The following is a 13,296-nucleotide window of genomic DNA, read 5'->3' as shown; positions in this document are numbered from 1 at the left end:
ATCAGAACCGAGCCTGAACCGTCAGGTCGAAGTTCTGCTCTTTGTCAAAGTCTTCCTTTTTCAACGCTTTCGAGAAGTTGAAGCGCAGCGGACCAAACGGCGTTTCCCAAAGAACCGACACACCAATTACGTGGCGGATCGAGCCGTCTTCGCCGACGATATTGGCACCGGCCGTATTGACGTCGTTAAGATTGTACAAGTTACCAAAGTCGTAGAACACGCCGCCACGCAGACCGAATTCTTCGGGCAGACCCAGCGGGAAATCCGACTCCAAACGCGCAACCCAATAATAATTGCCCCCGATCGCGTCATCCTGTCCGTTGGACAAGTCGCGCGGACCAAGACCCGCGGGCTCGAACCCGCGGAAGATGCTGGGTCCCAAAACAAAGCGGTCGATAGTGCGGCTGAAATCATCACCTCTCCAGTGCAGCGCACCGACTTCCATCGACGCACGCAGAACAACTTCTTCGTTCCAGACACGTGTCTGGGCGACACCACGGGCCGTCGTCTTGAAGTATTCGTTGTCGCCGCCCAGTCCTGCAGCATCGATACCGGCCTCAAACAGGACGCCTGCATTCGGGTTCAGACCTCCGATCCGGCTGTCATAAACGTACGAGAGACCCAGAGAACTGGTGGTACGCTCACCCTGATCGATTTCCGACGAAATGACTGCACCGTTAGTTTCGTCACCTTGCTGGGTCATTTCGCTGTTTTGCCAACCATAGCGCAGACGCAGGGATGACAACTCGCCAATCGCATAGCTCAACTGAGGCCGGAAGAAGAGTGTCTCGGTGTCATAGCTGGCAAAGCTTGAATTGGTCGTCGACAGGCCCAATCCCAGATCAAACCGAAGTTTGCGCCCCAGCAGGTAAGGTTCTGAGAAGTTCAACGTGTATTGTTCGGCATCCTGGGCAGTCGACAAATTGACGCCAATTGTTTGCCCGCGTCCCAGGAAGTTAGATTCCTGAAGGCCAATCGCAACCCCGAAACCATCAGAAACTGAGTAGCTACCACCCAGGCTCAGCGAACCCGTCGGCTGTTCCTCTACATCCACATCCACAATCACCTGGCTGGGCGAAGACCCTTCGCGCGGTTCGACATCGGCCGCAGCAAAGAAACCCAAGGCCCGGATACGTTCGGCGGCCTGACGGATCTCACGCGGGTTAAAGGGGTCACCTTCCACCGTATCGAATTGACGACGGATCACGCGGTCAAGCGTGGTTGTGTTGCCTTCAATATCGATCCGCTCGACAAAAATCCTTGGGCCTTTGGTCAGAACAAACTGCACATCCAGCGTCAGGTCACGTGCGTTGCGCGTCACGCGCGGCTCCACACGCAGGAAATCCACGCCCTGCTTGATGCCGAGACGTTCCATCCGCGCAATCGAGTTTTCGATCAGCATCGGAGTGTAAGTCACTCCCGGTCGAATTTTCAGTGCATCCTGATACGGAGCAGGATCCACACCCGGAATTTCGCTGACAGTGCTGATCTGCCCAAATGAGAATTTTTGACCTTCGGTGATGTTCATCACCAAGAAGAAAGCGTCGCGCTCGCGAGTGAATTCCACATTTGCGCTGTTCACGCGGAAATCGACATAACCACGCGACAAGTAGAAATCCCGAATGACCTGTTTGTCGAATTCGATCCGGTCAGCAATGAAAGTATCGCTGCTGACAAACGTCCGCAGGATATTCGCCTGTTTCGATTCCAGAACCCTGCGCAGGCGCCGGTCAGAATAAGCTCGGTTGCCGACAAAACTCACACGCTCGACTTCGATCGTGGTCCCTTCTGCGACCTCGAATACCAGATCGACACGGTTGTCACTGCGGCGAATGATGCGGGGAATGACCGTTGCAGACACCCGTCCCTGAGACGAGTAGATCTCGGCGATCAGGTCGGCGTCAGCCTCCGCGACTTGCGGTGTAAAGACGCGGCGTGGCTCTGATGAGATCGCTTCAAGCAGCACGTCATCTTTTACGCGGCTGTTACCTTCAACGCTGATCTGATTGATTGTCGGATATTCTTCAACTTCGATAACCAGCGTACTGCCACGCGGCGTCAATTCGACTGTCTCAAAAACACCACTGTCAAGCAAACGCTGATAGGCATCGTTCAATTCGCCCGCTGTGACCGACTGGCCCGGCTCGATTCCTGTACGTTCAATAATGGTCGAGGTTTCGATACGTCGGTTGCCTTCGACATCGAACGAATTAAAGACGAAATTTTGCGCCCACGCGGCCTGCGGAAACGGTACAAAACCTACCAATGTAAGAAGGAATATTAACGTTAGTGACCGCCACAAAATCTTGTTTTTCGGCTTCTGCCCACCGCAGGATGTGCCCGCGCCTCGCCTATCAGTCATATTTTTCACTACCCAATATTTTTGGACTTTAAAGCTGATTAGCGAGAATATTTAGCCTTGTCAAAAGACCAAAACAGAAAGCGGCCCGTGGGCCGCCTTGTGTAGTTTCAATAACAGGTCTTAAGAATCACATAGTGATCAAATAGGCCCAACCGCCCATTGCCACGGCAGTCACACCGAAGAACAGCAATGTATCCCAGTTCAACACGAACAAGCACCCAAAGCTTTTGGCGGATTTACGCAGGGCCTTTGTCATAACTACCTCTGACACGGTTCAATTACCGGCTATTAACCTAAGCTAGAATTGAGGCGGAATTGGGGCATTTTCTTGTGATCGATGCCTCAATCAGCAGAACAGATCATTCGTAACCGAAAAGACCATAAGTCCAAGGATCAACGATACGCCAACCCCCATAAGCACGCGCAGTACACCGTCGCTGGGTGGTTTACCTGCAATAGCCTCATACGCATAGAATACCAGATGGCCCCCATCCAATGCCGGAATGGGAAACAGGTTCAGCAAGCCTACGGCGGTCGACAGAACGGCAATAAAGAATATGAAATTCTGAGCACCCTGACTGGCCATAGCGCCCGAAGTTTCCGCAATGCCGATGGGACCGGAAATGTTGCAGGTGCTGATCGCCCCCGTCACCATATGCCAGACGCCCGACAAAGAGCCGTCAACGATACGAATGGTCTGCTGCACACCGCCGGAAAGAGATGCCAGAAGGCCCGCGGGTTCCGTCGCTGGTTCCAAAGCCATTCCACCCACAATCCCGATGCGCCAATGGGTCACAAAGCCACCTTCCGGCTGCGGCTCATCCGTGCGACGCGGGGCCAGGGCAAATTCAAGCTCGGCCCCGTCGCGCCAAACGTTCAGCAACAGAACCTTGCCGTCCGATCCCTCTACATGTTCTTTGAGCTGCTCAAAGGCAAAGATAGGATCGCCGTTGACGGCCGTGATAACGTCGCCCGACTTCAGATCGATATCCATGGCTGCGCTGCGTGGAACGACCTGTTGGATCAGCGCCGGGAACAACCAGGGGCCGGATACATCCAGTGTCTGCCCATCGCGGATCACCGTGTAATCCAACTCCGGTTCAACAGGCAGTGCATCCGTAAAATCAGACCAGGCCCCCTGCTGATCAAAATCAGGAACGGGAAGACCCGCAATTGCGACGATTTCATCCCCGTCCTGCAATTCCTGCACCGAACCAGGCAACGAGCGCAATTCGCCGACTGTAAAAGGATCGCGCGTAACGCCCTGAGACATAAAAATCAGGCCAAACACCACAATGGACATCACAAAGTTGAACACCGGCCCTGCGGCAACGGTAGCTGCCCGCGCCCACAAGGGCGCGCCGTGCATGGTGCGGCGCAGCTCTTCGGGGGTTTGCTCGGTGATTTCCTGCATCGCGCCTTCGTCCTTGCCGGATGCGGCGTTGGCATCCCCAAGGAATTTGACATACCCGCCGAAAGGCAAGGCTGCGATCTGCCAACGTGTTCCGCGTTTGTCGATACGGCTCCACAATACCGGGCCAAACCCGACCGAGAACACCTCGGCATGGATGCCGGACCAACGACCGACGATATAATGGCCGTATTCATGTACCGCGACGATTACGGACAGGGCGATCACAAAGGCAACGATGGTATAAAGCAAGTTGCCGAATTGAGGGATCAGAGAGATTACGTCCAAGTTTCTATCCTGCTTTCTGCATCACGGCTTCTTCTGCCCACTTACGTGCCAGATGGTCCGTTTGCAGTACGTTATCAAGGGTTAAAGAGGCATCAAGAAGGCCGTCTGACGTCTCAAATCTGTCCAATACACTTTCAACGATCTGGGCCATCTCTGGAAAACTGACCCGGCGTGCGATGAACAGGTCCAGCGCCCGCTCTTTCGCGGCGTTGAACACCGCACCTGACAGACCGCCGCGCTGCATCACGTTACGGGCGAGGCGCAGTGCTGGATAGCGGGTCTCGTCCGGGTCCTGAAAGCGCAACTGACCCAGTTTCGCCAGGTTCAGACGTTCGACCGGTAGCTTGCGCCGATCCGGCCAGTGCAGCGCATAGCCAATTGCATGGCGCATATCCGGTGTGCCCATATGCGCCATGACCGCGCCGTCATTGAACCCAACCAGTGAATGCACGATGGATTCGGGATGCACCAACACTTCGATCTGATCAGGGGAAACACCAAAGAATTCCCGCGTTTCGATCACTTCGAGCGCTTTATTGAACATCGAAGCGCTGTCTATGGTGATCCGCTGACCCATATCCCAGTTCGGATGGCTCGAGGCTTGCTCGACCGTGGCATTGACCAGATCGCTCAACGGCCAATCGCGGAACGCGCCACCGCTGGCGGTGATAATGATCCGTTCAACTGCATCCATATCCTCGCCCACCAGCGCCTGGAACACGGCAGAGTGTTCGCTGTCCACCGGCAAAAGTCGGGCATTGTGTTTTCGCGCCGTTTCCAACACCAACGGTCCGGCACAAACGAGCGTTTCCTTGTTTGCCAGGGCTAGGGTCGCACCTTGTTTCAATGCCTCAAGACCCGGTGGCAATCCGGCCGCACCGACAATGGCCGACATGACCCAATCCGCTGGCCTCGTTGCCGCTTCGGTCAGCGCAGCCTGTCCGGCCGCAGCCTCGACACCGCTGCCGGATAGTGCAGCACGCAGCTCCTCGAGCTGATCCTCATGCGCGGTCACGGCCAAATCAGCCTGCAGTCGGCGTGCATCGTCGGCCAGCTTTTCGATATTTGCACCACCGGTCAATGCCACCACGTCATAGGCCGACGGATTCCGGTCAATCAGGTCGATTGTGTTCTGTCCGACCGATCCGGTCGCGCCGAAAATGGAAACTCTGCGCATTACATGCCCCCGGGGGAGTAAATCAAACCCGCGATCAGAACGAACAAGGCCGCCCCCATCATCCCGTCAAACCGGTCGAGAAATCCGCCATGTCCCGGGATCAGGTTCGAACTGTCCTTGACCCCGAATTTCCGTTTGGTCGCACTTTCGACGATATCTCCGGCTTGACTGGCCATCGAGGCCAAAACCGAGATCACAACAAACATGTACCCAAATCCCGCATAGATCGCAAAAACAGCCCCCACGATGGCTGCTGCGGCCCAGCCTCCGGCAGTGCCCGACCATGTTTTCTTGGGGCTGACCTTGGGCCAGAACTTAGGGCCCCCAAAGGTTTTGCCAACAAAGTACCCAGCTACATCCGTCGCCACGACCACCGAAATCAGCCAAACCATCCAGCCAAAGCCCATCGTCTCGCGGATAGAGATGAAGCCCAGACCAGATGCTGCAATCCAGACGGCAAATAGCGCATAAGTCGTTTTCGAACGACCGACCTGCCCCGCCCCAACCAAAGCCGGAGCCACCAGAACCGGAAGCTTAAAAAGCGGCGGCACGTGGTAGCTGATCAAGACGGCCACTCCGGTCAGAATGCCAAGCTGAACGCGCACGCCGACCTTGTCCGGGTCGATCATCCGCACCAGCTCCCAGGTCATCAAACCGCAGGCAATTGCGATGAATGCTTCGAACCAAAGGCCGCCCAGCCAAACCTCGACCGAGCCGATGGCAATTAAAACGGCGGCGGACAGAACCCGGGCGCTTAGGTCAGACCATCGGCCGTCGCTCATACCCGCACTGCCCCAAACCGGCGCTCGCGAGAGCCAAAGTTGCGGCACAGCCGTTCCAGCTCGGCCGCTGTGAAATCCGGCCAGAGCGTGTCGATGAATTCATATTCGGAATAGGCCGATTGCCACAGCAGGAAGTTCGATATCCGCGCCTCTCCACTGGTCCGGATAACCAGATCGGGATCAGGAAGAACATGCGTGTCCAGATACTTGGGCAGAGTTTCTTCATCAACATCTTCGGGGCGCAACCGTCCTTCGGCTACGTCCAGCGCAAGACGTTTGGTGGCCCGCGCAACCTCATCCCGACCGCCGTAATTCAGGGCGACCGTCAGGTGTACCAGATCGTTGTTCTTGGTTTCTTCTTCCAGCGCGTCCATCAAGCCAATCAGCTTGGCGTCCAATCGAACGCGATCCCCAATGAACCGAACCCGGATACCATTTTCCTTCAGAGTCCGGGTTTCTTTGATGATGTAGCGCCGAAATAGGCTCATCAGCCCGGCAACCTCAGCCTGCGTGCGTTTCCAGTTCTCGGTCGAAAAGGCAAAAACCGTCAGGTATTTGATTCCAAGTTCCGGGCAGGCCTCAACCACCTCGCGCACGCGCCGCGCCCCGGCGTGGTGTCCGAACAGTCTTGGCCGACCACGCGCCTGCGCCCAGCGACCATTTCCGTCCATGATAATAGCGACATGGCGCGGCCCAAGCGCGGGCGAAGTATGAGGGGTGTTGAGCATTCCCTGTCTCAGACCTGCATGATCTCGGCCTGCTTGGTCTCAAGCGCGGCGTCTACAGATTTGATCATCTCATCGGTCAGGTCCTGAACCTCGGATTCCCAGAATTTCTGATCATCCTCGGACATACCGTCCGCTTTGGCTTTTTTGACCTGATCCATCCCGTCGCGGCGCACATTCCGGATCGAGACACGGGCGTGTTCAGCATATTGCCCGGCAACTTTGCCCAATTCGCGGCGGCGTTCTTCGTTCAGTTCCGGGATCGGCAGCATGATGATCGTACCGTTCAGCTGCGGATTGATCCCCAGCCCGCTTTCGCGGATCGCCTTTTCGACCTTGCCCACCAGACCCTTGTCCCAGACGTTGACGGTCACCATGCGCGGTTCGGGTACATTCACCGTCCCAACCTGATTGATCGGAGTCATCGAGCCATAGGCATCCACCATCACCGGCTCAAGCATCGAGGCCGACGCCCGCCCGGTCCGAAGCGAGGCGAATTCGGTTCTGAGGTTGGCCATGGCGCCTTCCATGCGCCGTTTCAGATCATCGGTATCCAGTTCGAAATCGTCAGACATGCTGCTCACTCCCCGTATTCAGGTGCTGTTTGCATGGCTTCTAAGCCATCGCAATTGGGATGTATAGCAATGATGATGTGGAAATGCGCCATTGACCAGAGGTGTCTTCAGCATTTTTTCGGTTGATTAAATACCAAACAGGCCAGCCGACATCCTAGTCGGCCGGTCTGAAGGAAGCTTTTCCGATCAGGCGTTTACGTCAACGACGACGCGGCCTTTGACCTGACCTTTCAGAATATCGGCGCCCAGTTGCGGCAGATCGTTAAGGGTTGCTGGCTGAACCATTGCCTCAAGCTTATCCATCGGCAGATCGGTGGCGATACGTTGCCACGCCCGGACGCGATTTTCATAAGGCTGCATCACGCTGTCGATGCCCAGCAGATTTACGCCGCGCAGAAGGAATGGGATGACCGTCGCAGGCAAGGCAGCACCACCCGCCAACCCCACAGCCGCGACCGAGGCGCCGTATTTCATCTGGCCCAGGACGCGCGCCAGCATCTCTCCTCCGACCGCATCAACGCAGCCAGCCCAGCTTTCGCTTTCCAGAGGCCGCTTGGTGGTTTCGTTCAGCTCTTCCCGCGGGACGATTGTGCTGGCCCCAAGAGATTTCAAGTAATCCCCCGCCTCGGGTCGACCGGTAACAGCTGCCACTTCGTAGCCAAGATTGGACAGAATGGCCGTGGCCACAGATCCGACCCCACCTGCGGCCCCGGTTACCAAAACCGGCCCGTGATCGGGTGTCATTCCGTGATCCTCAAGCGCCATCACAGCCAGCATCGCAGTAAATCCGGCCGTGCCTACAGCCATTGCCTGGCGCGCATCCAAGCCATCGGGCAAGGGCACCAACCATTCGGCCAGCGCATTGGCTTTCTGCGAATACCCGCCCCAATGCGCCTCACCCACGCGCCAGCCGGTTAAAACTACCTTGTCACCGGGCTTATAGCGGTCATCTGATGACGCTTCGACGGTCCCGGCATAGTCAATGCCCGGTACATGTGGGTAGTTGCGCACCAGCCCGCCACCCTTTGGCGACGTACACAAACCATCCTTGTAATTCACCGTCGAATACTCGACCGCCACGGTCACGTCACCATTTGGTAAATCATCCAGAGACAACTGCTTGACCGAGGGGCTGGCCAAGCCGCTCTCTTCATCCTTTTCCATCACCAATGCGTTGAACATCCGATTTCCTTTCGTTTTCCTAGCGCCAGGCCGTTCTACGCCTGGCTGAATGAGTTCGGGTGCGCCGTGTAGCGCCGAGGGCGACGCCCAAACCCTCCCTTAGATCCAGAAACGCTCCTGCACTGTGGCGCGGCGCATGCCGTCTGGTGTTTCAACCTCGACAATCGTTCCTGCTTCCCAGTGGCTTAATCGCAGCATACCGATTGAGACATTCGTCCCGAAATCCGGGGACCACGCAGCTGAGGTCACCTGCCCCACACGCCTTCCACCTGCGAACACAGACCACGGTCGGTCGCAGGGCGGTACTGCGTCGCCCTCAATCGCAATTGGACGAATCTGCTGTACCGGGCCTTCCTTAGCCACACGCAACAATGCATCCCGACCGATACACCCAATCGCGGTGTGAGTATTACAGAACTTGCCCAAACCACATTCGTGCGGCGTGTTGTCGTCGGTCATGTCATTGCCATAAGACAGCAAACCACCTTCGATCCGCTCGATCAGGTTGGGACAGCCCGCCCGCACCTGCAGGTCCTCACCCGCCGCAAAAAGGGCGTTCCACAATGGCATGCCTATTTCAGTGCCTTCGAGATAGATCTCGAACCCACCCTGTTTCGAATAACCCGACCGAGCCACAGCCAGGTCACGCCCTTCGAATTCGAACATATCGAATTTGAAAAACCGGATATCCCGCACGCGATCCCCGAATACGCGCACCATCAGGTCATCCGCCTTGGGCCCCTGAACCGCCAAGGGCGACACGTCGGGTTCATCCACCAGAACATCCAGCCGATACCCGTTGGCGACCCCTTTGACCCAAAAAAGCAGGTCACTGTCAGCAATGGAAATCCACCAACGATCATCGGACAACTTCACCGCCACAGGATCGTTCAGCATCCCACCGGTTTCATCGACGATGGGCACGTAAAAGCACTGCCCCGGCAGCATCCCCCGCAGATCACGCGGCGTCAGCATTTGCATCAATCTGCCCGCGTCCGGGCCGCGCAGCTCAACCTGCCGTTCACAGGAAACATCCCAGACCTGAACGTGGGATTTCAGATGCCTGTAATCTTCCTCGACGCTTTCGAAAACTGTGGGCAATAACATGCGGTTATAGACCGTGTATGCTTTAACTCCCGCAGCCTCGACACCGTCTGAGAAGGGCGTGCGCCGCAACCGGCGGGATAAGGAAATTTGCGGCATTCAAACCTCCTTTGGCATAAACACCAAATCGCTAACAGGTGCGGCTGATCCGGTCTCGGTCAGCATTTGGTGCAATTGCCCGCGATGATGGGTCTGATGGTTGAACATATGGATGACGCATTGCGCGTAGGGCAATGTAACGTCAGCTTCTTTTGCCGCCGAGAACCACGTGAATTCACCAGTCAGAAGGTCCTCTTCAAGCGATCCAGCCCAATTGGAGATGCGGGCGTCGACTGTTTTGCACAGCGGCAACCACTCGGCCAGATCAGCGCACAAAGACACACTTTCCGGCATGCCGCCACCTGGACCATCGCTTTGATCAAAACGCGAAATCCAAATCCAGTTACCCCACAAAAGATGGTTAGCAGTCCCCATGATCGAGCCAAAAAAAGCGCCGCGATCTTTCGCTAACTCCTCGGGTGTCAGGTCTTGAAGAAAAGCGGACAACTGGCTGTTCTGCCATTGATTATACCGCGCCATTTCCTGTGCATAGGCCCCGGTGATCATTATTTTGGTCCATGCCAGTCAATCGGGCAAATCTCGGCCGATTTACCGCCGAAATCCCAGACGCGGCCGTAATCACGCACCTTGGATTTGGTTCCACGCGCTACGATGATATCCGGTCCCATCCAGTATTTCGAGTTCGAAACCATCACCGGATGCTCGGGGTCTTTACCCGCCAACATCTCAATCTCGCCCTGAATCTTGCGACCGATTACGATGCGGCGCTTGTTGCCATCGCGTTCGATCTGGACAGGGGCCCGCTCGGCCCCGATGATCTCGCTGACCAGCATGGTGAACAGACCAGTTGTACCGCCCGCCTGTCCGCTGAAGATTTGCAGCAGACCGTTATAGGCCTTGCCGCTAGCGCGTTCATCGACATAGGCCGCGACTTTCCACTGGCCCTCGCCCATGCGACCGGGAATGTCGACCAGCAGACCAACGTTCAAACCCGACAGGTCCTCGCCCTCGTAATGGCCTTCATCGATGATGACCCCCATCCACGCGTGGCAATGCCCTTCGGTCGGAGGATGCGCCCCCAGTGATACAACGCAGGGGCAAAACACATCGCACGAGCAGTTGAGGATCAACTCTCCCTTGATGACCCAATCAGTAGGACTCATCTCGCGCCGCTTGGGATTTGGCATACGACTGTCGATACGTTGGCTGATCGGCAACCTGTCGGCTTCAGGTTTTCTGTTCTTAGCCATATACTTATCCTCCGAAAATAAAGGGATAGATCAACAGGAGAATCCCCCCTGCAACTAGAGCAAACCCCATTGGTCGCGTCACTGCATGACCGATCTGAGGCAATTTTTCCAAAACCATGAACAGAGTCGCCAACCCCATCCAAAGCAAGCTCATGACGCCTCCAACGAAACCCAGCGCCATAAAGCCCCAACAACATCCGACGCAAAAGGCACCCAGCCCCAGGCCCATGCGCAACCCGCCTGTGAAACCGGTTTTCCAATGAACTAGAAAATAGGTCATGGGCGCGTGGCAAACTCCGTGGCAGACCTCTTTCGCGCGAGTGAACTGAAAAGCGCCAACTGCGATCATCAAACCACCGGCCACAAAGCTGGATTTGGCGATGCCCAGCATGTCGACAACGCCACCGAACAGTAAAACCAGCTGAACCCCCGTGATCAGCGCTGCGAACCCGACCCAGACGATGAAATACCCCGCCAGAACGCCCAGCCAACCAGCTCGTGTGCCATTGGCGCTGTGGATCAGGTCATCATAGCTGCGCAAGGTCGGCACAAGGGTCGGCAACATCATTGCGGCCATCATGATGGCCCACATCCAGAACAGCGGGCTAAATTCGGCCATCGGCATGTACATATCCATGCGCGGATCCATGGCGGCCATCGCTTGCCCCATTGGGCCGGGGCGCCCGATCCAATCCAGATCCATTCCGCGGCTCATGGTGAACATCATCCACCAGGCCCACAGAATCAGGCTGTAAAACCCAAGCCACAAACCGCTGCGTAGAACTGCGCGACTCATGCGTCCCTCCCGACTCAGTCCTTGCAATTCAAATGTCAGACTTTTAAATGTCAGACAAATAAAATCTTACCAACGGTCCCCGGAATATGAAAATCGACCCACGAAAACCCGCCGATTTGTCCGCGCAAATCGCGCAGGCCATCCGTGATGCCATCATCTCGGGTGAATTGATCGTGGATGAGCGTTTGCCGTCCGAGGCAGAACTGTCCGATCAGTTTCAGGTCTCTCGCCCCACGGTGCGCGAGGCATTGAAACGTCTAGCCGCGCAATCCTTGATCCGAACGCAACGGGGCGCCAGCGGGGGGGCTTTTGTTAATCGGATCCGCTTTGAGGATGCGCATTCGCAGCAAATCACAACCTCAACACTTTTGTTGTCGATGAATGAGGTCAGCTTTGAAACCGCTTGTGAGGCTCGCTTTGCGCTGGAACGCGCCTGCGCGCCCCTGGCTGCGCAACGCCGAACGGCCGATCAACTGGCCACCATGCGGGCCGAGATTTTCCGTCAGGCACAGCCTGGGCTTTCGGATGAGGCCTTTTGCGCTTCAGACGTCACATTCCATCGGGCCTTGGTAGATGGTGCCGACAACCCGGTGCTCTCTTACCAGTTGGCCGGCGCTGTCGAGGCCATGCAGCCCTTGATGAACATGATCACCTTCACCGCCCGATCGCGTGAACAAATCATCTCCTTGCACAATCAGATTGCCGATGCGCTGGAAGAAAGGGATGCGGCAAAGGTTGATGCAAAACTAGTTGAGCTAGAAGAATACACCCGTAAGCTGGCCCAGGATGTCGCCCAGCAACATCGTAAACCTGCTTGATGAGGGACAGATGACTACAGCGCTGAACGTAATTGCCGCCCTCTTGACCATAGGTTTTGGCCTCTTCGGATTTCTGGCGCCCGCGTTCACTGCGGCCTCGTTGGATTTGACACCAACCGACAGCAACATGGGTCTTAGCGAGATGCGCGCATCAGTCGGTGGGCTATTTGTCGTAACCGGCGCGGTGGTGCTGTGGCTGAACAATCCTATGGCTTATGCCATGTTGGGCGTTGTTTATGCGGGCGCGGCGCTTGGGAGGTTTGTCTCGGTCATTCTTGACAATCCGCCACTCATCAAAGCCATGGCATTCGGAGGAATCGAATTGGCCCTGGCGCTGTGGTTGGTCTTGGCGAACATCAACAGGGCCGCGTAAGCATCTGTTTCTAAAGCAAGCGTAGATTAGAAATCCTGGTTTGCATCCACGCGCGCGCTCACCTATATAGGATATGTCTTTCGGGACTATGGACATAAACGCGCTCGTAATAAGCGGATCGGACCCGGGGGCGGTACCCGGCGGCTCCACCAACCATCCTTCGTTTGAGGATTTTGGGGCCGAAATAGGATCGACGAACGTCTAAAGGTGTTAGCTTTGTCTCGGCTGTCTGCCACCGTTACCGGCGAAAATAGTACAATTGCAAACGACAATCGTGCTCCGGTTGCAGTTGCTGCGTAAGCAGTAACAAGACCGAAACTTAAGTCCTTGCGCCTAGCCGCGTAAGGCGGGGTTCGCAGGTACCTGGCAACAGAAACCTGCATTTTCTCCTTA

General features: G+C 56.2%; 14 protein-coding genes and 1 other RNA gene. 3 read left to right on the top strand and 12 right to left on the bottom strand.

Going from position 1 to position 13,296, the window contains the following annotated elements; translation table 11 throughout:
* Window position 1: 1 nt before the first annotated feature.
* The 12 genes from bamA to ACR3EP_RS04730 form a co-directional block, all read right to left on the bottom strand.
* The gene (gene bamA / locus ACR3EP_RS04785; RefSeq protein WP_170375233.1) at window positions 2–2,362 is read right to left on the bottom strand and encodes an outer membrane protein assembly factor BamA; all 2,361 of its coding nucleotides are present in this window, start codon (window positions 2,360–2,362) and stop codon (window positions 2–4) included.
* Window positions 2,363–2,489: 127 nt separating this feature from the next.
* On the bottom strand, window positions 2,490–2,618 hold the full coding sequence (locus tag ACR3EP_RS04780) for a hypothetical protein (protein WP_264187062.1): 129 nt from the start codon (window positions 2,616–2,618) through the stop codon (window positions 2,490–2,492).
* A gap of 90 nt (window positions 2,619–2,708) precedes the next feature.
* Window positions 2,709–4,061 (bottom strand): RIP metalloprotease RseP, encoded by a 1,353-nt coding sequence (gene rseP, locus ACR3EP_RS04775; RefSeq protein ID WP_480636579.1) that lies wholly within the window; start codon window positions 4,059–4,061, stop codon window positions 2,709–2,711.
* 4 nt (window positions 4,062–4,065) lie between these two features.
* Window positions 4,066–5,238 (bottom strand): 1-deoxy-D-xylulose-5-phosphate reductoisomerase, encoded by a 1,173-nt coding sequence (gene dxr, locus ACR3EP_RS04770; protein WP_480636578.1) that lies wholly within the window; start codon window positions 5,236–5,238, stop codon window positions 4,066–4,068.
* Window positions 5,238–6,020, bottom strand: a complete 783-nt coding sequence (locus ACR3EP_RS04765; protein WP_480636576.1) for a phosphatidate cytidylyltransferase — start codon at window positions 6,018–6,020, stop codon at window positions 5,238–5,240. The genes dxr and ACR3EP_RS04765 overlap by 1 nt, the downstream gene beginning before the upstream one ends.
* Complete coding sequence (locus ACR3EP_RS04760) at window positions 6,017–6,748, bottom strand: isoprenyl transferase (protein WP_480636575.1); 732 nt, start codon at window positions 6,746–6,748, stop codon at window positions 6,017–6,019. The genes ACR3EP_RS04765 and ACR3EP_RS04760 overlap by 4 nt, the downstream gene beginning before the upstream one ends.
* A gap of 8 nt (window positions 6,749–6,756) precedes the next feature.
* Complete coding sequence (gene frr / locus ACR3EP_RS04755; RefSeq protein WP_170348638.1) at window positions 6,757–7,320, bottom strand: ribosome recycling factor; 564 nt, start codon at window positions 7,318–7,320, stop codon at window positions 6,757–6,759.
* Window positions 7,321–7,506: 186 nt separating this feature from the next.
* A complete protein-coding gene (acuI, locus tag ACR3EP_RS04750; RefSeq protein ID WP_480636573.1) occupies window positions 7,507–8,502 on the bottom strand; it encodes an acryloyl-CoA reductase in 996 nt (331 codons plus the stop codon).
* 99 nt (window positions 8,503–8,601) lie between these two features.
* Entirely contained in the window at window positions 8,602–9,705 is a 1,104-nt protein-coding gene (locus ACR3EP_RS04745) for a dimethylsulfoniopropionate demethylase (RefSeq protein WP_480636571.1), read from the bottom strand.
* Window positions 9,706–10,212 carry a DinB family protein gene (locus tag ACR3EP_RS04740; protein ID WP_480636570.1) on the bottom strand — a complete coding sequence of 169 codons (507 nt, stop codon included), beginning with the start codon at window positions 10,210–10,212 and terminating at the stop codon, window positions 9,706–9,708. It abuts the gene before it with no gap.
* Entirely contained in the window at window positions 10,212–10,916 is a 705-nt protein-coding gene (locus ACR3EP_RS04735; protein WP_170348634.1) for a DUF1326 domain-containing protein, read from the bottom strand. The genes ACR3EP_RS04740 and ACR3EP_RS04735 overlap by 1 nt, the downstream gene beginning before the upstream one ends.
* A gap of 4 nt (window positions 10,917–10,920) precedes the next feature.
* The gene (locus ACR3EP_RS04730; RefSeq protein WP_170358364.1) at window positions 10,921–11,712 is read right to left on the bottom strand and encodes a DUF2182 domain-containing protein; all 792 of its coding nucleotides are present in this window, start codon (window positions 11,710–11,712) and stop codon (window positions 10,921–10,923) included.
* A gap of 86 nt (window positions 11,713–11,798) precedes the next feature.
* Between ACR3EP_RS04730 and ACR3EP_RS04725 the strand changes: the two genes are divergently transcribed.
* The 3 genes from ACR3EP_RS04725 (at window position 11,799) to ssrA (ending at window position 13,287) form a co-directional block, all read left to right on the top strand.
* Complete coding sequence (locus ACR3EP_RS04725) at window positions 11,799–12,530, top strand: FadR/GntR family transcriptional regulator (protein WP_480636567.1); 732 nt, start codon at window positions 11,799–11,801, stop codon at window positions 12,528–12,530.
* Between the two features lie 10 nt (window positions 12,531–12,540).
* Window positions 12,541–12,903 carry a DUF4345 family protein gene (locus ACR3EP_RS04720; RefSeq protein WP_480636565.1) on the top strand — a complete coding sequence of 121 codons (363 nt, stop codon included), beginning with the start codon at window positions 12,541–12,543 and terminating at the stop codon, window positions 12,901–12,903.
* A 36-nt stretch (window positions 12,904–12,939) separates the two neighbouring features.
* Window positions 12,940–13,287, top strand: a transfer-messenger RNA (tmRNA) gene (gene ssrA / locus ACR3EP_RS04715).
* The last annotated feature ends 9 nt before the right edge of the window (window positions 13,288–13,296 follow it).

This window comes from Ruegeria sp. BB10 (assembly GCF_056535725.1).
Note: the sequence above shows the minus strand (reverse complement) of the source record. Positions and strands in the feature narration are given on the sequence as shown.